Source organism: Streptomyces sp. TAA040 (genome assembly GCF_000424845.1).
Genome location: NZ_AUKR01000011.1, coordinates 97,221 through 119,016, shown reverse-complemented (window position 1 = coordinate 119,016; position 21,796 = coordinate 97,221). Strand labels below are relative to the sequence as shown.

Genomic DNA, 21,796 nt, shown 5'->3' with positions numbered 1-21,796 from the left:
CCCCGGCAACCGACCTCCGGGACACCGGGCCGGCCCCCGGTCCCGGCCAACCGCCAACCGCCAACCGACGACTGACAGGAGAACGAGAACATGTGGGCAGCAGTACTTCGGCGCCTCCGGCGCCGCGGCTCCGACACGGGAATGAGCACGGCCGAGTACGCCCTCGGCACACTCGCGGCCTGCGGTTTCGCCGCCGTGCTGCACCAGGTGGTCACCAGCGAGGCCGTGCGCGATTCCATGACCGGGCTCATCGAGCGGGCTCTCGATGCCGGTTTCTGAACGGCGGCTGTCCGACCGGGGCCAGGCGACGGCCGAGACCGCCGTGGTGGTTCCCTCGCTGGTGCTGTTGACGGCGATGCTGCTGTGGGGGCTGCTGGCCGCGGTCACCCAGGTGCAGTGCGTCGACGCGGCTCGGGCGGGAGCCCGGGCCGCGGCCCGGGCCGAGGGGGCGGAGCGGGTCACGGCTGCGGCCAAAGCTGTCGGTCCGGACGGCCTGCGCGTGGAGCAGGTACGCGAGGACGATCTCGTCCGGGTCCGGGTGGTCGCCCGCTCGGCCGGTCCGAGCGGGCTCTCCGTGCGGATCGCAGCCGAGGCCGTGGCGCACGTGGAGCCCCCGGCCCTGTGGACCGGAGATGGCGGGCAGGGCGGCACCGGCCCCGACGGTCCCGAGGCAACGGGTCCCGACGATCCTGCCTCAGCCGCCGCCTACGTCGAGACGAGCCGGTCGCGGTCTCCCGGAGCGGAAGCTCGGGCCCGGCTTGGAGCACGGTGCCGCGGGGCAGCGGGACGGCGAGCACCCCGGCGCACCCGTCAGCGCTCTCCGGCGTCCGGCACGGGCCCCGACCCGCCCGCGCCTCCGGCAGGGTCGCCGCGCTCCGCTGCGTCCGGCAACCGGGTCTGCGACCCGTCGACGTCCGCTCAGGCCGTGAGCGGCGCTCCGGAGGCGGGTGCAGGGGCCGAACCGGCTGACCGCGGCTCCGTGACGGTGTGGGCGATGCTCTGCTCGGTACTGCTGTGCACCGCGTTCCTCGGGGTTCTGGCACTGGGGCAGGCCGTCTCCGTCCGGCACCGGGCGGCTGCGGCGGCCGACCTCTCCGCGCTCGCCGCGGCCGACGCAGCCCTGCGAGGGAGGGCGGCGGCGTGCAGCTCCGCCGAACGGGTCGCACGGGCGCAGCGCGCCCGGGTGGTGCGGTGCTCGGTGGTGGGCGGCGTCTCCGACCTCACCGCTCGGGCGGAGTGGGGCCCGTACGCGGCGCTGGTGCGCTCTCGCGCGGGGCCGCCCGCAGCAGTTCCGTGAGGAGTCGTACGGCTCCTCGCTTGTGCAGCGGATCGTTGCCGTTGCCGCACTTGGGCGACTGGATGCAGGAGGGGCAACCGGCCTCGCACTCGCAGGAGGAGATGGCCTCCCTGGTGGCGGTGAGCCAGGCGGCGGCGGTGCCGAACGCCCGTTCCGCGAATCCGGCGCCACCCGGGTGGCCGTCGTAGACGAAGACGGTCGGCAGCAGCGTGTCCGGGTGCAGCGGGACGGAGACACCGCCGATGTCCCAGCGGTCGCAGGTGGCGAAGAGCGGCAGCATGCCGATCGCCGCGTGCTCGGCCGCGTGCAGTGCCCCGGGCAGGATCTCGGGTCCGACGCGGGCGGCGTCGAGCTGGTCCTCCGTCAGCGTCCACCACACCGCACGGGTGCGCAGGGTGCGCGGCGGGAGGTCGAGCGGGGTCTCGCCGAGCACCTCACCGGTGATCAGCTTCCGTCGCAGGTAGGAGACCACCTGGTTGGTGACCTCGACCGAGCCGAAGCAGAGGCGGCCGGTCCCCCACGGAACCTCGGTGTCGGTCTCCAGTATGCGCAGGGAGGTGGTGTCGCGGGCCACGGTCGACCAGGGCGGGTCCGCCTCCTCGACCAGTGCCACCGGTCCGCCCGGATCCTCCAGGTCCAGCCGTCGTACGACGTGGCTCCGGCCCTGGTGCAGGTGCACGGCGCCCTCGTGGACGGTGCTGTGGGCCGCGGCGGCGTCCACGGTCCCCAGGAGCCGTCCGGTGGCCGACTCGACCACCTGGACCGGGCTGCCGCTCCGTCCGCGGAGGTCCGTCAGGTCGGCGGCCCGCTCCCGGCGCGTCCAGTACCAGGCGTTCCCCCGGCGCCGCAGCATCCTGCGCTGTTCCAGTTGCGGCATGAGGCCGGCCGCAGCCGGGCCGAAGAGGTCCAGGTCCGCCTCGGACAGCGGCAACTCCGCCGCGGCGGCGCACAGGTGCGGCGCGAGGACGTACGGGTTGTCCGGGTCGAGCACGGTGCTTTCGACCGGTTGTCGGAAGAGGGCGTCGGGGTGGTGCACCAGGTAGGTGTCCAGCGGGTCGTCCCGGGCCACCAGCACCGCGAGGGCTCCCTGCCCGCGCCTTCCGGCCCGCCCGGCCTGCTGCCACAGCGATGCCCGGGTGCCGGGATAGCCGGCGATCAGCACGGCGTCCAGACCGGAGACGTCCACTCCCAGCTCCAGGGCCGTGGTGGTGGCCAGACCGAGCAGCTCGCCGCTGTGCAGCGCCCGTTCCAGGGCCCGGCGCTCCTCGGGGAGATAGCCGCCGCGGTAGGCGGCCACCCGGCCGGTCAGGGCGCGGTCGACCTCGGCAAGCCGTTCCTGGGCGATCACCGCGATGAGTTCGGCGCCGCGCCGGGAGCGGACGAAGGCCACACTGCGTACTCCCTTCGTGGTCAGGTCGGTCAGGAGGTCGGCGGTCTCGGCGGTCGCGGTACGGCGCACGGGCGCCCCCCGCTCACCCCTCGTCCCCGTCAGCGGGGGCTCCCACAGGGCGAACACCAGCTCTCCGCGGGGTGATGAGTCCTCGGTGACCTCGGTCACCGGGATTCCGGTCAGCCGTCGCGCCGCGACCGCGGGCTCGGCCGCCGTCGCGGAGGCGAGCAGGAACACCGGTTCGCTGCCGTACCGGGCCGCGGCGCGACGCAACCGTCGGAGCACCTGGGCGACATGCGAGCCGAACACGCCGCGGTAGGTGTGGCACTCGTCCACCACCACGTACCGCAGCGCGCGCAGGAAGGAGGACCACCGCGGGTGGGCGGGGAGGATGCCCCGGTGCAGCATGTCCGGGTTGGTCAGGACGTGGTTGGCGTACTGCCGGACCCACTCGCGCTCCTCGAAGGGGGTGTCGCCGTCGTACACGGCGGGTCGGACGGCGTGGCCGAGCGGCGCGGCCAACTCGGAGACCGCACGGCGCTGGTCGGCGGCGAGCGCTTTCGTGGGGGCCAGGTACAGGGCGGTCGCTCCCCGCCCGTTGGGCGCCTCGGAGCCCTCCAGGAGGGCGTTGAGCACCGGGAGGCCGTAGGCGAGCGACTTGCCCGAGGCCGTGCCGGTGGAGATCACCACGGACTCCCCGGCGAGGGCGTGCTCGACGGTGCGTGCCTGATGCTCCCACAGATGCTCGATGCCGGCGCCCCGGACGGCGGCGATCAGTTCAGGCCGGATCCCCGTCGGCCACGGGGCATGCCGTCCGACGCGAGGGGGCACATGCTCCGTATGGGTGATGCGGGCAGCCCGATCGCTCCCGGCGGCCAGGGCTGCCAGGACTGCTCGCGGGGCCGGTGCGGCGGGGCCCGGGCCCGCCGTGGGTGGATGATGTCTGCTGGCCATCGGAACCGAGTGTGTCACCGCTGCGGCGGACAATGACTGCAAGGCGTCGTCCCGGCCGGTGGGTAAGTGATTGAATGCCACTGCGGCTGCCGATCCATGGGGGGCGACCGCTCGATAGCAAGGTGCTGGAGGATCCGTGGACCTGTCCCTGTCAACCCGTACCGTCGGCGATCGCACGATCGTCGAGGTGGGTGGCGAGATCGATGTATACACAGCGCCCAAGCTGCGTGAGCAGCTCGTGGAGCTGGTGAATGATGGAAGCTTCCACCTCGTCGTGGACATGGAGGGCGTCGACTTCCTCGACTCCACCGGCCTCGGCGTTCTGGTGGGAGGGCTCAAGCGCGTTCGTGCCCACGAGGGTTCGCTGCGTCTGGTCTGCAACCAGGAGCGGATTCTGAAGATTTTCCGCATCACCGGGCTGACCAAGGTGTTCCCGATTCACACGTCGGTCGACGAGGCCGTCGCGGCCACCGACTGACGGAACCGAACCCGAAAGGCTCGCCTCCAGGGGAGCAGGGCGCCCGTCACGGCCCCTGCCCCTGGAACGCACACCCGTATCCAGAACCTGGGGGATGCATGGCCACCGTCGAACTGCGTTTCAGCGCGCTCCCGGAGCACGTGCGCACGGCCCGGCTGGTGGCAGCCGCGGTGGCGCGCCGCGCCGGGGTCGACGAGGCGGTGCTGGACGAGGTGCGGTTGGCCGTCGGTGAGGCGTGCAGCCGGGCTGTCGGCCTGCACATGGGCAACGGGTTGGAAGGTCCGGTGCGCGTCACCCTGATCGAGGACGGGAAGACGTTCTCGATCGAGGTCGGCGACGACGCCACGACCGGTTCCGGACGCGGCCCCGGGGCCGGCGGTTCCGGCGCCGAGCACCCGGCCGAGGGGGACGGCGAGATGGGTCTGGCCGTGATCAGCGGGCTCGTCGACGACGTCGAGGTGACCTCGGACGCCCAGGGCGGTCTGATCCGGATGTCCTGGCCCACTGCCCCGGCCGACATGCTTCCCTGAGTCGCCGCCCGCGAACCGACCGACCAGTTTCCGGGCCGAGGCCGTTCGGTCCGTCGCCCCGGGTCTGCCGCGCGGTTCCCTCGCGCCCGGAGGGGCCGCGTCGGGCGGCCGGGCCGCGAAGACCCGGGAGCGGGCGCTGCGGGTCACAGCCGCAACCACTGCCCCTTCGTGCGCCGCCGACCGGCCGCGTCCGCCGCTGGCAGTACCGGACAGGGCAACTCCGCGGGGGCGACGCAGTCGCCGGGGTGCCCGCTCGCTCGCCGCGCGTTCCCGATCCGATGCTGCCTGTGCCGCGGGACGGGGGTGTGCTCCCGGTCGTCGCGCGGCTCCTGAACTGCCGCTTCCTGCCGCCCTCACGGTCACGCCGCCGCCCCAGTCGGCTTTCAGCGCCCCGCTGATTCCCCCGGCGGAAGAAGCCGTGGTGGCCTCTGCCGTCACTTCTGCCACACCTTTCCCTGTTTTTCCGACGAGTACGGGAACCCTTGCCAAGATATTTTGTAGAGATCCTTAACCTGGGGAAGAGCGGCAGATGGCGGCATCGCGTCCTTCGCGAGAGGGAATTCGGTGACCTGATTTCGTCCGCGCGTTGCCGCTGCGGGACACATGCTGTGTGCGCGGTCTGTTTTGCATCCGATCAGCTCCCTACAATCCGTCCACACCTTTGGATCAGGACGCCTGAGCGTGTGCTTGCGCGCGCCCATGTGCCACACGTCAAGGAGGACGAATGGCGGGCCAATCCATCCCCCCACTTCAGGACGGCCACCTGTTGGCCGAGGCAGTGCTCACCTCGGGCAACCGGGTCTGGGTCCTGGTGATCGCCGCGGTCGCCCTGGCGGCCCTGGCGGTGGCCGTGGTGCTCGTGCGCCAGGTGCTCGCGGCCGACGAGGGCACCGCACGGATGAAGGAGATCGCCGGATCGGTGCAGGAGGGCGCGAACGCGTACCTGGCGAGACAGTTGCGCACCCTGGCCATCTTCGCCGTGGTCGTGTTCTTCCTGCTCATGCTGCTCCCGGCGGACGACAACAACCAGCGTATCGGCCGTTCGCTGTTCTTCCTCGTCGGTGCCGGCTTTTCTGCGGCAACGGGGTATATCGGCATGTGGCTGGCTGTGCGCAGCAATGTGCGCGTGGCGGCTGCGGCGCGTGAGGCGAGTTCTTCGGACGGTGAACCGTCGAAGGATCTCACCGCGGTTTCGCACCGGGCGATGAAAATCGCTTTCCGGACCGGAGGCGTGGTCGGCATGTTCACGGTCGGCCTGGGACTGCTCGGTGCGGCCTGCGTCGTCCTGGCCTACGCCGCGGACGCTCCGAAGGTGCTGGAGGGTTTCGGGCTCGGGGCGGCGCTGATCGCGATGTTCATGCGGGTCGGCGGCGGCATCTTCACCAAGGCCGCCGATGTCGGCGCCGACCTGGTCGGCAAGGTCGAGAAGGGGATCCCGGAGGACGACCCGCGCAACGCGGCCACCATCGCCGACAACGTGGGCGACAACGTGGGCGACTGCGCGGGCATGGCAGCGGACCTCTTCGAGTCCTACGCCGTCGTCCTGGTGGCGGGACTCATCCTGGGAACCGTCGCCTTCGGGGACGCCGGGCTGGCCTTTCCGCTGATGGTCCCGGCCATCGGTGTCCTCACCGCGATGATCGGCGTCTTCGTCGTCGCCCCCCGGCGAAGCGACCGCAGCGGGATGACGGCGATCAACCGCGGGTTCTTCGTCTCCGCGGTGATCTCCCTGGCGCTGGTCGCGGTGGCCTCCTTCAGCTACCTTCCCGCGACCTTTGCGGAGCTGGACGGTGTCACCGACGTCGGCATCGCGGCCCACGACGGTGACCCGCGGGTCTTCGCGTTGGTGGCCGTCGCCATCGGCATCGTGCTCGCCGCCCTGATCCAGCAACTCACCGGGTACTTCACCGAGACCAGCCGCAAACCGGTACGGGACGTCGGCCGGAGCTCGCTCACGGGTCCGGCGACGGTGGTGCTCACCGGGATCTCGCTGGGTCTGGAGTCGGCGGTGTACACGGCGCTGCTGATCGGTCTCAGCGTCTACGGGGCCTTCCTCCTGGGCGGCACGTCCATCATGCTGGCGCTGTTCGCGGTGGCGCTGGCCGGCACGGGCCTGCTGACCACCGTCGGCGTCATCGTGGCGATGGACACCTTCGGTCCTGTCTCGGACAACGCCCAGGGGATCGCCGAGATGTCCGGGGACGTGCAGGGTGAGGGCGCGCAGGTGCTCACCGACCTGGACGCCGTCGGCAACACCACCAAGGCGATCACCAAGGGCATCGCCATCGCCACCGCGGTCCTGGCCGCGGCGGCGCTGTTCGGCTCCTATCGGGACGCGGTCGCCACCGCGGTGGCCGACGTCCAAGCCAGGGCGGGGGAGCTGGGTCTGAGCCTGGACATCTCGCAGCCGAACAACCTGGTGGGACTGGTGCTCGGCACCTCCGTGGTCTTCCTCTTCTCCGGCCTGGCCATCAACGCGGTCTCCCGGTCCGCGGGTGCGGTGGTCTACGAGGTGCGGCGGCAGTTCCGCGAGCACCCGGGGATCATGGACTACACGGAGAAGCCCGAGTACGGCAGAGTCGTCGACATCTGCACCAAGGACGCGCTGCGCGAGCTCACCACGCCCGGTCTGCTCGCTGTGATGGCGCCCATCGCGGTCGGCTTCTCGCTGGGAGTCGGCGCACTGGCCTCGTTCCTCGCCGGTGCGATCGGCACCGGTCTGCTGATGGCCGTCTTCCTCGCGAACTCCGGAGGGGCGTGGGACAACGCGAAGAAGCTGGTCGAGGACGGCCACCACGGCGGCAAGGGGAGCGAGGCACACGCCGCCACCGTGATCGGCGACACCGTCGGCGACCCGTTCAAGGACACCGCGGGGCCCGCGATCAACCCGCTGCTGAAGGTGATGAACCTGGTGGCGCTGCTGATCGCACCGGCCGTGGTGACGCTCTCCTACGGGGACGAGGCCCATACCGGCGCCCGCATCGCGGTCGCGGTGCTCGCCTTCGCGGTCATCGTGGGCGCGGTGTACGTCTCGAAGCGCCGGGGCGTGGCCATGGAGGACGGCGGCGGCGACCGCGGCGCGGACCGGGAGGCGGGTTCGCCCGACCCGGCGGTCGCCCCCTGAGCCGTCCCCTCCCGGGTCGGCCGATCCGCGCTTGCGGCTCACCGCCCCGCCTACCGGGCCGTCCGGGCACTCCGCTCGGACGGCCCGGTGTCGTGTGCTGTGTGCCGCGCTGCGCACCGCCCGGGAGTGTGACGTCTGCGGCATTCGCCCGTGACGCAGATGGATGTTTCTGTGCCGAATCGGATCAAAAACCACGAGGTCCCCGTCGCCGCGACGCCTCCTGCGTGTATCTTCCGGGCCGGTAGCCACGAAGGGACGAATCCGGTGAACGAGAAGCTTGCCACGATGCTCTGCGGCGGCGCAGTCCTTGCTCTGGCGCTGACCGGGTGCGGCAGCGACGACAGCGACGAGCAGGCCCAGGAGTGGGCGAAGAAGGTCTGCGACCAGGTCCAGCCCCAGGTGGCCAAGATCCGTGACGCCAACACCAGCATCTCCGAAGCGGGCGGCAAGGACAGCTCCTCGGCGGATGTGCAGGAGGCCGACTCGGCCGCCTTCGAGCAGATCTCCGGTGCCTACGAGTCTCTCGCCCAGGCGGTGGACAAGGCCGGTGAACCGCCCGTCGAGGACGGCGCGCAGCTCCAGAAGGACGCCGTGAAGGAACTGAACGGCATCTCCGAGTCCTACGCGGGACTGAAGGAGAAGATCGATGGCATGGACACCAAGGACCAAGCCGCGTTCGCGGACGGGCTCAAGGAGATCGCCTCGGACCTGGACGAGCTCGGCAAGAGCGGGGACCAGGCGCTGAACACGCTCCAGGCCGGCGACCTCGGGAAGGCCATGGCCGAGCAGGACGGCTGCCGCAGCCCCGAGCAGGGCGAGGCTTCCCCCTCCGCCGCCTGAGTCCGCACGCCGCGTACGGCGGCACCCGCCCCCGCCCCGCCCCGCCGTCCCGCGCGACGGGTGCGGGTGCCCGACGGCGACCGCTGCCGTCCCGGCTGCGGAAGGGTGAGGCTCCCGCCCACGTGGCTTGACCGCGTGAAAGGCGCGCGTGACGGCCGGGTGCGGGGCGAACAGGAACCGCCGAGCGGCAGCGGCCACAATGGAGTGGTGAGTACCGATCTCCCCACCGTCAACAGCGCCGGGACCCCTCGGCTGCGCGAGGCACTGCTGGCCGCCGGCTTCACCGCCGACGGTTTGCTGGAGCTCCTCGGCGCGCCCGCCTATGCTGCTCTGGCCCGCAGCGAGACCGTGCCGGCGCTGCGGGCCACCCGCGGCGCCGGGCCGCTGGAAACACTCGTCCGGCTCTTCCTCCTCCAGTGCCCGGTCTCCCGGGCACGTGCCCACGCGGCCCTCCCGGTGGACGACGCCCTCGTGGACGGCTGGTTGTCCGCGGTTCCCGGCGGCGAGGTGGCGGCGACCGTCGACATCCGGCCGTACAGCGGACCGGAGGGCGAGGACTGGTGGGTGGTCTCCGACCTGGGATGTGCGGTCGGCGGGGCGGCCGGCGCGGCCGACCGCCGTGCGGACGTGGTGCTCGGCGTGGGCGGGGCCTCGACGACCCTGGCCGGGCTGACGGTCCGCACGCCGGTGGGCCGGGCCCTGGACATCGGTTGCGGTTCCGGCATCCAGGCCCTGCACGCCTCCCGGCACGCCACCCAGGTCACCGCCACCGACGTGAACCCGCGGGCGCTCGCCTTCACCGGGCTGACGCTCGCGCTCTCAGGTGCCTCCCGGCCCGACCTCCGGCGCGGCCCTCTCTTCGCCCCGGTCGCGCAGGACGAGCCCTACGACCTGATCGTCTCGAATCCGCCCTTCGTCATCTCCCCCGAGCCGGCGGCCGAGCCCGCCTCGGAACCGGGCGCCGAGGACGCCGCTGCTCCGGCCGCGCCGCGCGCCGGAGGCCCGGTCGAAGGCATCCCGGGGCAGGGCGCCCCCGGTCGGGGCCGCCTGACCTATCGCGACGGCGGCATGCGCGGGGACGACCTGTGCCGCACGCTGGTGCAGAACTCCGTGGACCACCTCGCCGAGGGCGGCCACTGCCACGTGCTCGCCAACTGGGAGCACGTCGCGGGTGAGGACTGGCGGGATCGGCTGCGGTCCTGGGTACCGCGCGACTGCGACGCCTGGATCGTCCAGCGCGAGGTCCAGGACGTCGCGCAGTACACCGAGTTGTGGCTGCGCGACAGCGGGGACCACCTGACGGGTCCGGAGGAGTACCGGGCCCGGTACGAGTCCTGGCTGGACGCCTTCGAGGAGCGCGGCACCGAGGCGATCGGCTTCGGCTGGATCACCCTGCGCAGGTCCGGCGCCGAGGAGCCCTCGGTGGTGGTGGAGGAGTGGACACATCCGGTCGAGCAGCCGCTGGGCGAGGCCGTCCGTGAGCATTTCGCGCGGCAGGACTTTCTGCGGCGGCACGACGACGCCGCGCTGCTGGACACCCGCTTCAGGCTCGCCGAGGGAGTCGTGCAGGAGCAGGTGGGCCCGCCGGGGGCGGAGGATCCGGAGCACGTGGTGCTGCGCCAGCAGCGCGGGATGCTGCGGGCCACCCGGGTGGACACCGTCGGGGCCGGCTTCGCCGGGGTGTGCGACGGCTCCCTGCCGGCCGGCCGGATTTTGGACGCGATCGCCCAACTGGTGGGCGAGGACGCCGTGCAGTTGCGGGACCGGACGCCGCAGGCGATCCGGTTGCTGGTCGAGCAGGGTTTCCTGCTGCCGGACGTCCCGCACTGATCCCGTCCGGAACCGCCGAGGTTCTCCCCGTCCCCCGCCCGGGCGGGGGACGGGGAGAACCTCGGCGGTCGTTCACCCGGCGTTCGCCCGCCCGCGGCCGCCCTTTGGCAGGCTCGGGGCCATGGACAGCACTCCCGCCGTTTTCGCCGGTGTCGTCTGCGTGCTCTTCGGCGCGGCACTGCTGAGTTGGACGACGGTGCGCGTCCGGCACGGCCGTTCGGTGGCGGTCGTCGCGCACCCGGGCACCGCCGTGCTGCTCGCCGTCGTGTTCGGGGTGGCGTCACTGGGCTGCGGGCTCTGGCTGCTCCGGGTGCCGTTTGCCTGATCCGGCCCCGGGTGCCCACCGGGGCCCGTCCCCGGATACCTGCCGGGGCCCGTCACCGAACACCCACCGGGACCCGGGGCACCCGTCTTCGGAGCCGACCACGGCGTGGAGTACCGGAGGCCGGCGGACGGCGGTGGCCCGGGCACCCGGTACCCGGGGGTGCGCGTCCGGCCCGCTGCCGTCCCGCTCCGGAATCAGCCGCGGAGCACACGGCCCTGCGCGTCGGTGCGCTCGTCGCTGGTGAAGAACAGGAAGGCGTCGATCAGGGCCCAGATGCCCAGACCGCCGCAGGTCAGGAGCTGGGCGATGGCCATACCGGTGTGGCCGGTGCAGACCGGCCGATGCCGAGGCCGCCCAGGAAGAGCTGCAACAGGCCCGCGACGACCTAGGACTTGTCGGAGTAGGGCTGACCGTTGGGTGCGGTTCCGGCGGACGACATGCGGGGTGGCTCCTCTTGAGTGGGTGAAGGTTTCTGCCGCCCGTGGACGGTGATCCCTCTGACTCCCCAAAGGGTGTCGAGGGTTGCGCACTCTGGCGAGAAGCAATCGAAAAGTGATCCGAATCAGCCGGTCAGATTGCGCACAACCACCCACGTCGCCGCGACTACCAGCACCGCCGCGACGGCCCGGCCGTCCAGGGCGGGGCGGTAGCGGCGTCCGCGCAGCCCTTCGACCAGCCAGCGCCCGCCGAGGTACGCGGCCAGCGGTGCGCCGAGGGCCAGCAGCACGGAGTTGTCCGCGAACGCGGCGCCGATGTCGCCGTGCATCAGGTCGTACGCCATCCGGGTGCCGCCGCACGCAGGGCAGAGCAGTCCGGTCGCCCAGTTGAAGGGGCAGCGGGGCAGCCACTGCCCGGCGTCGTGCGGGTCGGTCCTCCAGAGGTACGCCGCTCCCGCCGCGCCGGCGGCCAGGACGGCCAGCGGCGCGAGAGCGGGGTGTGCGCGGCGCACGGTGTCGATCACGTCAGCTCTTCAGGACCCGACCCTGGGCGTCGGTCGCGCCGTCCTTGGTGAGCAGGATGATGCCGTCGATCAGGGCCCAGATGCCCAGACCGCCGCAGGTGAGGAGCTGGGCGATGGCCATGCCGATGTGGCCGGTGTAGAAGCGGCCGATGCCGAGGCTGCCGAGCAGGAGCTGGAGCACGCCGGCGACGATCTTCGACTTGTCGGAGTACGGACGGCCGTACGGGTCGTAGCCGTAGGGCGCGTTGGGGTCGCCGGTGTACATGCCCGGCGGCGGGGGCATCGGGGGCGGCGGCGCCTGCGGGTAGCCGTACGCGGGCTGGCCCGCCTGGCCCTGGCCGTAGGGGTTCTGCGGGTCCTGGCCGCCGTAGGGGTTCTGCGGGTCCTTGCTGTACGGGTTCTGGTTCGGATCGGACACGGTGCTTCCCCCGAAGTAGGAGTATGTCGAGCGTTACGCACGACATACTGCCAGCACCCCGGGGCCCGCAGGAATGGCGGTTGTCCGATTGCCCGCCTCGCGGCAGCGCTGGCCGCGCCGACTGCTCGGGGTGTCCGGATTCCTTCCGCCGAGCGGAGCGCTCCGACGCCGGGCGGCAGGAATACCGGTTGTCGGGTTACCGTTCGAGTGGCGTTGCGGAGTTTCGCCGTTTGACACGGCACCGGCAGGTACGGTCACACTCCGCAGCGTCACCGCAGCGCAGAGACTGCCGACCGTCGACCGGAGAAGAGCGAGAAGTTGTCCCCGACCAGCGAAACCTCAGACGGCGGACGCCGACTTGTGATCGTCGAGTCGCCCGCCAAGGCGAAGACGATCAAGGGCTACCTCGGCCCTGGCTACGTCGTCGAGGCGAGCGTCGGGCACATCCGCGACCTGCCGAACGGCGCCGCCGAGGTCCCCGCCAAATACAAGGGCGAGTCCTGGGCGCGTCTCGGCGTGAATGTGGATCACGATTTCGAGCCGCTGTACGTGGTGAACAGCGACAAGCGGGATCAGGTCAGAAAACTCAAGGAGTTGCTGGCCGATTCGGACGAACTCCTCCTCGCCACCGATGAGGACCGGGAGGGCGAGGCGATCGCCTGGCACCTCCGGGAGGTGCTCAAGCCGAAGGTTCCGGTCCGCCGGATGGTCTTCAACGAGATCACCAAGGACGCCATCCGCTCCGCCGTGAACAACACCCGCGATCTGGACCAGAAGCTGGTCGACGCCCAGGAGACCCGGCGCATCCTGGACCGCCTCTACGGCTACGAGGTCTCGCCCGTACTGTGGAAGAAGGTCATGCCGAAGCTCTCGGCGGGCCGGGTCCAGTCGGTGGCGACGCGGCTGGTCGTCGAACGGGAACGCGAGCGGATGGCGTTCCGCTCCGCGGAGTACTGGGACCTGACCGGCGTCTTCCAGACCGGCCGGACCGGCGACGCCTCGGACCCGGGCAGCCTGACCGCCCGGCTGAGCAGCGTCGACGGGCGCCGGATCGCCCAGGGACGCGACTTCGGTGCGGACGGTCGGCTCAAGGAGCGCTCCGAGCAGGTGCTCCACCTCGACGAGGAGAACGCGCGGGCGCTGGCCACCGCGCTGGCCGACACCGACTTCGCGGTGCGTTCGGTGGAATCCAAGCCGTACCGCCGCTCGCCGTACGCGCCGTTCCGCACCACCACCCTCCAGCAGGAGGCGTCGCGCAAGCTCGGCTTCGGCGCGAAGGTGACGATGCAGGTGGCGCAGAAGCTGTACGAGAACGGCTTCATCACCTACATGCGTACCGACTCCACCACGCTCTCCGACACGGCGATCGGCGCGGCACGCGCTCAGGTCACCCAGCTCTACGGGGCCGAGTACCTGCCGGACAAGCCCCGCTCGTACGCCGGCAAGGTGAAGAACGCGCAGGAGGCGCACGAGGCGATCCGCCCCTCCGGCGACCGTTTCCGCACCCCGGCGGAGACCGGTCTCACCGGTGAGCGCTTCAAGCTCTACGAGCTGATCTGGAAGCGGACGGTCGCGTCCCAGATGAAGGACGCCGTCGGCCAGTCCGTGACGGTGAAGGTCGCCGGCCGGTCCGCCGACGGGCGGGACGCCGAGTTCTCCGCCTCGGGCAAGATCATCACCTTCCACGGCTTCATGAAGGCCTACGTCGAGGGCGCGGACGACCCGAACGCCGAACTCGACGACCGCGAGCGCAGGCTGCCGCAGGTGAGCGAGGGCGACGGGCTGCGCGCCGAGGAGCTGACCGTCGACGGCCACGCCACCAAGCCGCCCGCCCGCTACACCGAGGCCACCCTGGTCAAGGAGCTGGAGGAGCGGGAGATCGGTCGGCCGTCCACCTACGCCTCGATCATCAGCACCATCCTCGACCGCCGGTACGTGTTCAAGAAGGGCACCGCCCTCGTCCCGTCCTTCCTCTCCTTCGCGGTCGTCGGCCTGCTGGAGAAGCACTTCGGGCGGCTGGTGGACTACGACTTCACTGCCCAGATGGAGGACGACCTGGACCGCATCGCCCACGGCGACGCGGAGTCCGTGCCCTGGCTGCGCCGGTTCTACTTCGGAGTCGGCGAGGCCACCGGAGCGGCCGAGGCCGGCAACGGCGACGGCGACCACCTGGGCGGTCTCAAGGAGCTGGTCTCCGACCTCGGTGCGATCGACGCCAAGGGCGTCTCCTCCTTCCCGGTCGGCGACGGCATCATGCTGCGGGTCGGCCGCTACGGCCCGTACGTCGAGCGTCCGGGCCCGGAGGGCGAGACCGGCCACCGGGCCGACGTGCCCGACGACCTGCCGCCGGACGAGCTGTCTGTGCAGCTCGCCGGGGAACTCCTGGCCAAGCCCAGCGGCGACTTCGAGCTCGGCACCGACCCGGACACCGGCCGGCCGATCGTTGCCAAGGACGGTCGCTACGGCCCGTACGTCACCGAGGTGCTGCCGGAGGGGACGCCGAAGACGGGCAAGAACGCAGTCAAGCCGCGGACGGCTTCGCTCTTCCAGTCGATGTCGCTGGACACGGTGACGCTGGCGGAGGCGCTGAAGCTGCTCTCGCTGCCGCGCGTGGTGGGCACCGATCCGGAGTCGAACGAGGACATCACCGCGCAGAACGGCCGGTACGGCCCGTACCTCAAGCGGGGCACCGACTCGCGCTCCCTGGAGAGCGAGGAGCAGATCTTCGGCATCACGCTCGAACAGGCGCTGGCCATCTACGCCCAGCCCAAGCAGCGCGGCCGTGCCGCCGCCAAGCCCCCGCTCAAGGAGCTGGGCACCGACCCGTTCAACGACCGTCCGGTGGTGGTGAAGGACGGCAGGTTCGGCCCGTACGTCACCGACGGTGAGACCAACGCCACTCTGCGCCGGGACGACGAGGTGGAGTCCATCACCCCCGAGCGCGCCTTCGAACTGCTCGCCGACAAGCGGGCGAAGGGCCCCGCCAAGAAGACGGCCAAGAAGACGGCCGCGAAGAAGAGCACCGCCAAGAAGGCGCCCGCCAAAAAGGTCGCAGCGAAGAAGACGACGGCGAAGAAGACGACGGCGAAGAAGACGACGGCGAAGAAGACGACGGCGAAGAAGACGACGGGGACCACGGCCACGAAGGCCGCCGGCACCAAGAAGTCCACGGCGACGGCGAAGGCCGCGGCGGAGGCGACCACCGACTGAGGGCTGTCCCGCGATCCCCGCCGTGCGCCCGTCGGGGACTGCGGAACAGCCCTCAGCTTGCCCTCCGCGAGCCGGGCTTGCAGTGCCCATCGGGAGCGGCGCAGGCCCCGCGGGAGCGGTGCCGAGGCGCGACCGCAACAGGGTTACCGGCCAGATGTTCGGGCGTCGGCACCGGGAGTCGGTGCCTCCCTATACGCTGGCCCATATGACCCGTGCAGAGCAGCAACCGGTTGTGCCATCCGCCTCCGACGCACTGGCCGCCGACTCGCGTGAGCGTGCCGTGGGGGCACTGTTGAGGTACGCGCCCCTCCGGCGCCTGTGGAGTGCCCACTGCGTCAGCGGGATCGGTGACGCACTCTCCCTGCTGGTGCTGACCCTGCTGGCGACCCAGGCGACCCTCGCCGTCGCCCTCACCGGCGGCGAACCGGTGTTCGGCGCCGGATACCGCGGCGTAGCGCTGGCCGTGGCCTGCGTCTTCGCCACCCGGGTGCTCGCCACGCTGCTGTTCGGCGCGGTCCTGCTCGGACCCCTGGCCTCACTGGTCGCACCCGGCAATGCCCTCGACCGCCGCTGGACGATGATCGGTGCCGACGGCCTGCGGGTCGCGCTGCTGATCATCGCGCCGTTGTGGATCAACTGGACCCCGGACAACGCCTACGCGTTCCTGCTCATCACCGTCTTCGTGTCCGGCGTGGCCGAACGCTTCTGGACGGTGGCCAAGGACAGCGCCGCGCCCGCGCTGTTGCCTGTACCGCCTCCCGAGGGTTCCGCGGTCCGGCCGCTGCCCGACCACCGGGAGGGGCTGCGTCGGCTCTGGGCCCGCACCGCGTTCCTGGCGGTCCCGGCGGCGGCCGCGCTGCTGCTCGTCGTCACCCTGGTCAGCAACCTCCTCGGCACCGGCATCGTCTGGTTCACCGGGCACCAGGCCGCGCTCGGCTCCTACGTGGCCGCCGGGCTCTTCGCCGCCTCGATCTCGGTGCTGTACTTCCTCCAGCTCCCCGGCGACCCGGCCCCCCGCCCGCACTCGCCCCTGGAGGGGTTGCGCAGGCCCCGCGGCGCGGCGCGGACCAAGAAGGGCCGGCCCGCGCCGGAAAAGGGCCGGACGGGCGCCGTCGCCCTGCTGGTCGCCACCGCTGCCGCGGTCGCCGCGGCTGTCGCGGCCGGTGCGTCCGTCGGGGTCCTGCACGCCATGGACCTGGGCGGCGGACCGGTCACCTTCGCGCTGTTCGTCCTCGCGCTGACCGGGGGCACCGCCGCGGGCATCCGGCTGGCCCCCCGGGTCCTGCCCGCGCTCTCCCGCCGTCGGCTGCTGGCGCTGGCGGTCACCGCCACCGGCCTCGGCCTGCTGCTGACCGGTCCGGCCTTCGACACCAGCACGGTCCTGCTGCTGGCGCTGCTCACCGGCGTCGCGGCCGGCGTCGCCGCCCACACCGCGCACGTCCTTCTCGACCAGGAGGTCGAGGAGGACCGGCGGCTGCGGACCACCGAACACCTGCACGCCGTCGTCCGTCTGACAGTGGCACTGACGGCGGTGCTCGCCCCGACGGCTGCCGCACTCATCGGTGCGCACCGACTGGAGAACGGCAGCTTCGTCATCGACCAGGGCGGTGCCGCCTTCACCCTCATGCTGGTCGGCGCAGCCCTGCTGCCGCTCGCCGCGCTGGTCCTCGTCCGGAGCGACGACCGCGGCAGCACGTCCCTCCGCCGCGACCTGCTGGACGCCGTCCGCGGCGGCGACCCGGCCACGGCACCGGCTGCGGACGGCTACTTCATCGTGCTGGAGGGCGGCGACGGCGCCGGGAAGTCCACCCAGGTCGAGACGCTGGCCGAGTGGATGCGGAACAAGGGCCACGAGGTGGTCGTCACCCGCGAGCCGGGCGCCACGCCGCTGGGCAAGCGACTGCGGTCGATCCTCCTCGACGTCTCCTCCACCGGCCTGTCCGACCGTGCCGAGGCCCTGCTCTACGCGGCAGACCGGGCGGAGCACGTCGAGTCCGTGGTGCGCCCGGCCCTCGAGCGCGGGGCGATCGTCATCTCCGACCGCTACGTCGACTCCTCCGTCGCCTACCAGGGCGCGGGCCGGGAGATGTCGGCCACCGAGATCGCCCGCATCTCCCGCTGGGCCACCCACGGCCTCGTCCCGCACCTCACGGTGCTGCTGGACGTCACCCCGGAGACCGCCAGGGAACGTTTCACCGAGGCACCCGACCGGCTGGAGTCGGAGTCCGCCGACTTCCACAAGCGGGTGCGCGCCGGCTTCCTGGCGCTCGCCGCCGCCGATCCGGCCCGTTACCTCGTGGTGGACGCCGGCCAGGAGGCGGACGCCGTCACCACCGTCGTGCGGCACCGGCTCGACCAGGATCTCCCGCTCTCCGAGCAGGAGATCCAGGCGCGCGAGGAGGCACGTCGCCGTATCGAGGAGGAACGCCGCCGCAAGGAGGCCGAGGAGGCAGCCCGCAAGGCGGAGGAGGAGCGGCTGGAGCGCGAGCGACAGGAGCAGCTCGCCAAGCTCCGGGCCGAGGAGGGGGAGCGCCGACGCCAGGAGGCGGAGGCCGCGCGCCGTGAGGCGGAGGCCCGGCTCGCGGAGGAGACCCGCCGGCGGGCGGAGGAGGCGGCCCGGCAGGCCGAGGAGGAGCGCCACCGCCGGGAGGCCGAGGAGGCAGCCCGCGAGGCGGAGCAGGAGCGCCTGCGCAGGCAGGCGGCCGAGGAGGCCCGGCTGCGTGCCGAGGCCGAGGCGCGCCGGCTGGAGAAGCAGCGGCGTGCCGAGGAGGCGCTGCTGCGTTCCGAGCAGGCCCGGGCCGAGGCGGCGGCAGCGGCCGAGGCCGACCACACGGCCCGTACCTCGGGCACGGACGGCGGAAACGGAAACGGGGCCGAAGCCGGTTCGGACACCGGTTCAGGCACCGCGAAGGGGGCCGTCGCGGGGCCCGCTGCGGAGGGCGCTTCGGAGCCCGGCTCGGGCGAGGGCGAGCAGCGTCCCCGCGCCCGCAAGGGAGTCGAGGAGGACACCCTCCAGGTTCCCCAGGTTCAGCAGCCGACCCGGACGGAGGAAGAGACCGCGGTCATACAGGCGGTCGGCCCGGACGGTTCCGACCGCTCCGGTCGCACAGCCGGGGCCGACCGTGCGGAGGAGCCCGGAGGCCCGGCGGAGACCTCGGTGCTCCCCCGGGCGACGGAGGACGGCCCGCGAGGGCGCGGACGCGAGCAGGGCGCCCCCCGCGAGGACGCAGCCCGAGGCGAGGAGGAGACCTCGGTGCTCCCGCAGGTGCCTCGGAACGACGAGCGGGACGCGCGCACCGGCCGGGGTGACCGTCCGGACCGTACGGCGGAGATGCCGCAGCTCGACTCCGGCGGGCGGCCGCGTCGCCGCTCGGACTGGGCCGAGGAGACCCCGATGGACGACCTTCCCACCCTGGCCGACGAACTGCTCGGCGGCTCCGACCCGGAGGACGACGACCGCCGCCGGCGGCGCTGAGGCCACCGGCGCCCGGCCCGTGATGCCGGCCCGGCGTCCCCCTACGCGGTCCGGCGCTCCGTCTCCTCCCCGTCCCGGCCCCCGCGGCCGGTGTCGGAGCGCGGGATGTGGAACGGTCCGACCTTCGCGCTCTCCCCGGCTGCGACCGTCACCTCCCGGCACGGCTCCGCAGGCAGCCGGTGCTCCGTCGGGACGACCGTGACGCAGATCCGGTACCGCCCGGGGTCGAGGGATTCGAGAGTGCAGGCGCCGGAGGGACCGGTGGCGCAGTCGGTCGCCAGCAGACCGGTGAACGCCGCCTTGGCCCCGGCCTGCCGACCTCCGGTCGGCCCGGTGGTGGCCTTCTGCTGCCCCGGTTCCCCGTCCCCGGGCTTCTCCCTGCCGGCTCCGGAGGCATCCTCCGTCCCCTCCGAGGACACCGCACCCGCCGTCGTGACCTCCGCGTCCTCCGTTTCCCTGGCGTCCTTCGAACCCGCGGTGCCCTCCGCGTCCTTGGCGCCCTCTGCGCTCTTCGCCACGTCCGGCTTCGGGTCCTGCGGTGCGTCTGCCGGCGCCGTGTCCAGGCGGGTCGCCTCCAGGAACACCTCGCTCAGCGGCTCGTCCGAGGTGGCGTCGCGGACGGTGGCCTCCACGGTTGCCTCGTCCACCTCGCCCGCGTCACAGTGCACCGAAGCGACCGTCAGGCCGCCGGTCCACGGGGCGGTGCCCCGGTGGCGCGGTCCCGTGCCGCCGGTCACCGTGCCGCTTCCTGCCCCGCCCGGCTCCTCTGCCAGCTCCAGCCGGAGTGCGTTCACCGTGAGTGAGCCGTTCTCGTCCTCGTGCTGCTCGTTGAGGAAGACGGTGCCGAGTCCGCCGGGCAGCGGGACGAGGGTGTCGGGTGCGGGCTCGGACGCCAGTTTCACGGTGGGCAGTCCGGCCACGGTGAAGGTGCCCTCGGTGATCTTCACGGATGCCGTAGGCCGCTTTCCCGGCTCGGCCTCGCAGGAGGCGCGCACCGCTTCGGTGCGCAGCCGGGAGACACCGGAGTCGAGGTCGAGGAGGTCGAGCGAAGCGGCCGAGCGGGTGGTGCCGAGCGGGTCGGCGCCGGAGGCGTCTGCCCGCAGTCCCGCCGCCCTGCCCGCGTCGCCGAGCCGGGCGGACGGCACTCCGACCTTCGTGGTGCTGCCGGGGTGCCGGGCCTCGGCGGCGGTCACCCGAATGTGCTCGCCGCCCGTGGTCAGCCGGGCGGTGAGCCCGGTCGCGGTCGCGCTGCCGGGCACCGCCTGGGCGGGTGCCGCGCTGCCGAGCGTGCCGGCGCCGGCGAGCACGGCGACGGACACCAGCCCGCAGAGGCGACGCATGGGGTCGACGTTCATGGCCGGCCTTTCGCTGGTCCCGGGCGGGCGAGCCCGGTGTCGGGGGAGGCCGCCGGGGCGGCCCGCTTTGCGATGAACGTGACATATGACGAACAGGCGCCGGTCCCGACGCGCGCACCCCGTGGCCCGCGACCCCACGAACGGACCAAGCACCGGCCGCCCGACGCGGCTGCCTCTCACCTCCGTGCCCGTACCCGCCCCCGTGCCCGTACCCGCCCCCGTGTCCGGGGTGCGGATCGGAGTGCCGGACCGGAGTGTCACTGCCGTCGCGGACAATGGAGCGGTATGACACGAGCCCGTACGGTGGGGCGGTCGACGCCCGGCACGGGTGGACAGTGAGAGGACAACCATGGCGGTGTGGGACGACCTGGTCGGACAGGACCAGGTGGCGGCGCAGCTCACCGCGGCCGCCCGGGATGCGGACGCCTACGTGACGGCTGCCGCCGCAGGGCTGCCCCCGCAGACCACCGGCTCTGCCATGACCCACGCCTGGCTCTTCACCGGGCCGCCCGGGTCCGGCCGGTCCACCGCCGCCCGTGCCTTCGCCGCCGCCCTCCAGTGCGTCAGCCCCGACCGCGCGTTGGGCGCCGCGCCCGGCTGCGGCTTCTGCGACGGCTGCCACACCGCCCTGATCGGCACCCACGCCGACGTCGAGGTCATCAGGACGGACCTGCTCTCCATCGGCGTCAAGGAGACCCGGGACCAGGTCCGCCGGGCCCAGCTCTCGCCGTCCGCCGGCCGGTGGCAGTCCATCGTGCTGGAGGACGCCGACCGGCTCACCGAGGGCGCCGGCAACGTCCTGCTCAAGGCGATCGAGGAGCCCGCCCCGCGTACCGTCTGGCTGCTCTGCGCGCCCTCCACCGAGGACGTGCTGCCTACGGTCCGGTCCCGCTGCCGCCACCTCTCGCTCCGCACCCCGCCGGTGGGGGCGGTGGCCGACATTCTGACGCGCAGGGACGGTGTCGCCCCCGACCTCGCCAGGGAATGCGCCCGGGCCACCCAGGGCCACATCGGACGGGCCCGCAGACTCGCCACCGACGAGCGCGCCCGCGCCCGGCGCACGGCCGTACTCACACTGCCGCTGCGGGTGGACAGCGTCGGGGGGTGCCTCAAGGCCGCCCAGGAACTCATCGACGCCGCAGCCGAGGACGCCAAGCAGGTCGCCGAGGAGCTGGACGTCAAGGAGACGGACGAACTGCGCACCGCCCTCGGCGGGACCCAGGGCAAGCGGATGCCGCGCGGAACGGCGGGAGCCATGAAGGAGCTGGAGGACCGGCAGAAGCGCCGCTCCACCCGTACCCAGCGGGACTCGCTCGATCTGGCCCTCACCGAGCTGACCGCCTTCTACCGCGACGTGCTGGCCCGCCAGTTGGGCACCCAGGTGGGCACCGGAGGCGGCGGCGAGGCGGCCGTCGCCCGGCTCGCCGACCAGACCCGTCCGGAGCAGACCCTGCGGCGAATGGAGTCCATCCTCGACTGCCGACGCGCCCTCGACCGCAACGTCGCCCCGCTGCTGGCAGTGGAGGCCATGACGATGTCCCTCCGCGCCGGCTGAGGCCCGCCACCCGTCGGTCGCCCCTCCGTCCCACCTGCTCGCCCTGCTGCCGTC

15 protein-coding genes and 1 pseudogene are annotated in these 21,796 nt (G+C 72.6%); 11 read left to right on the top strand and 5 right to left on the bottom strand.

Annotated elements, in window-relative coordinates; translation table 11 throughout:
• Positions 1-141 precede the first annotated feature (141 nt).
• Positions 142-279 (top strand): DUF4244 domain-containing protein, encoded by a 138-nt coding sequence (locus H300_RS0111640; protein ID WP_486583706.1) that lies wholly within the window; start codon positions 142-144, stop codon positions 277-279.
• Complete coding sequence (locus H300_RS32365) at positions 266-1,297, top strand: Rv3654c family TadE-like protein (RefSeq protein ID WP_486583705.1); 1,032 nt, start codon at positions 266-268, stop codon at positions 1,295-1,297. Before H300_RS0111640 ends, H300_RS32365 begins: the two co-directional genes overlap by 14 nt.
• Here H300_RS32365 and H300_RS0111630 read toward each other — a convergent pair.
• Positions 1,221-3,722, bottom strand: a complete 2,502-nt coding sequence (locus H300_RS0111630) for a DEAD/DEAH box helicase (RefSeq protein ID WP_028427563.1) — start codon at positions 3,720-3,722, stop codon at positions 1,221-1,223. The two genes, H300_RS32365 and H300_RS0111630, sit on opposite strands and share 77 nt — an antisense overlap.
• A gap of 55 nt (positions 3,723-3,777) precedes the next feature.
• Here H300_RS0111630 and bldG point away from each other — a divergent pair, with 55 nt between their 5' ends.
• From bldG to H300_RS0111600, 6 genes are all read left to right on the top strand, one after another.
• A complete protein-coding gene (bldG, locus tag H300_RS0111625) occupies positions 3,778-4,119 on the top strand; it encodes an anti-sigma factor antagonist BldG (RefSeq protein WP_028427562.1) in 342 nt (113 codons plus the stop codon).
• Positions 4,120-4,217: 98 nt separating this feature from the next.
• Positions 4,218-4,649, top strand: a complete 432-nt coding sequence (locus H300_RS0111620) for an ATP-binding protein (RefSeq protein WP_028427561.1) — start codon at positions 4,218-4,220, stop codon at positions 4,647-4,649.
• A 724-nt stretch (positions 4,650-5,373) separates the two neighbouring features.
• Positions 5,374-7,773 carry a sodium-translocating pyrophosphatase gene (locus H300_RS26415; RefSeq protein ID WP_037980026.1) on the top strand — a complete coding sequence of 800 codons (2,400 nt, stop codon included), beginning with the start codon at positions 5,374-5,376 and terminating at the stop codon, positions 7,771-7,773.
• A 264-nt stretch (positions 7,774-8,037) separates the two neighbouring features.
• Entirely contained in the window at positions 8,038-8,613 is a 576-nt protein-coding gene (locus H300_RS26410) for a hypothetical protein (protein ID WP_037980023.1), read from the top strand.
• Between the two features lie 207 nt (positions 8,614-8,820).
• Positions 8,821-10,443 carry a DUF7059 domain-containing protein gene (locus H300_RS0111605; RefSeq protein WP_028427560.1) on the top strand — a complete coding sequence of 541 codons (1,623 nt, stop codon included), beginning with the start codon at positions 8,821-8,823 and terminating at the stop codon, positions 10,441-10,443.
• A gap of 121 nt (positions 10,444-10,564) precedes the next feature.
• Positions 10,565-10,768, top strand: a complete 204-nt coding sequence (locus tag H300_RS0111600) for a hypothetical protein (protein ID WP_028427559.1) — start codon at positions 10,565-10,567, stop codon at positions 10,766-10,768.
• A gap of 194 nt (positions 10,769-10,962) precedes the next feature.
• Here the strand turns inward: H300_RS0111600 and H300_RS26405 are convergent.
• The 3 genes and pseudogenes from H300_RS26405 to H300_RS0111585 all read right to left on the bottom strand — a co-directional run bounded on the left by H300_RS26405 (position 10,963) and on the right by H300_RS0111585 (position 12,147).
• Positions 10,963-11,207, bottom strand: a pseudogene (locus H300_RS26405) (TM2 domain-containing protein).
• A 123-nt stretch (positions 11,208-11,330) separates the two neighbouring features.
• Positions 11,331-11,729: a DUF2752 domain-containing protein gene (locus tag H300_RS0111590; protein ID WP_028427558.1), complete on the bottom strand. Its 399-nt coding sequence runs from the start codon at positions 11,727-11,729 to the stop codon at positions 11,331-11,333.
• Between the two features lies 1 nt (position 11,730).
• On the bottom strand, positions 11,731-12,147 hold the full coding sequence (locus H300_RS0111585) for a TM2 domain-containing protein (RefSeq protein ID WP_028427557.1): 417 nt from the start codon (positions 12,145-12,147) through the stop codon (positions 11,731-11,733).
• Between the two features lie 318 nt (positions 12,148-12,465).
• On the opposite strand from H300_RS0111585, the gene topA reads away from it, so the two are divergent.
• Positions 12,466-15,357 (top strand): type I DNA topoisomerase, encoded by a 2,892-nt coding sequence (topA, locus tag H300_RS0111580; protein ID WP_037980021.1) that lies wholly within the window; start codon positions 12,466-12,468, stop codon positions 15,355-15,357.
• A gap of 205 nt (positions 15,358-15,562) precedes the next feature.
• On the top strand, positions 15,563-18,832 hold the full coding sequence (gene tmk, locus H300_RS0111575) for a dTMP kinase (RefSeq protein ID WP_028427555.1): 3,270 nt from the start codon (positions 15,563-15,565) through the stop codon (positions 18,830-18,832).
• 41 nt (positions 18,833-18,873) lie between these two features.
• Here tmk and H300_RS0111570 read toward each other — a convergent pair whose 3' ends face one another.
• The gene (locus H300_RS0111570; RefSeq protein WP_028427554.1) at positions 18,874-20,187 is read right to left on the bottom strand and encodes a hypothetical protein; all 1,314 of its coding nucleotides are present in this window, start codon (positions 20,185-20,187) and stop codon (positions 18,874-18,876) included.
• Positions 20,188-20,536: 349 nt separating this feature from the next.
• On the opposite strand from H300_RS0111570, the gene H300_RS0111565 reads away from it, so the two are divergent.
• Positions 20,537-21,742 carry a DNA polymerase III subunit delta' gene (locus H300_RS0111565; protein ID WP_028427553.1) on the top strand — a complete coding sequence of 402 codons (1,206 nt, stop codon included), beginning with the start codon at positions 20,537-20,539 and terminating at the stop codon, positions 21,740-21,742.
• The last annotated feature ends 54 nt before the right edge of the window (positions 21,743-21,796 follow it).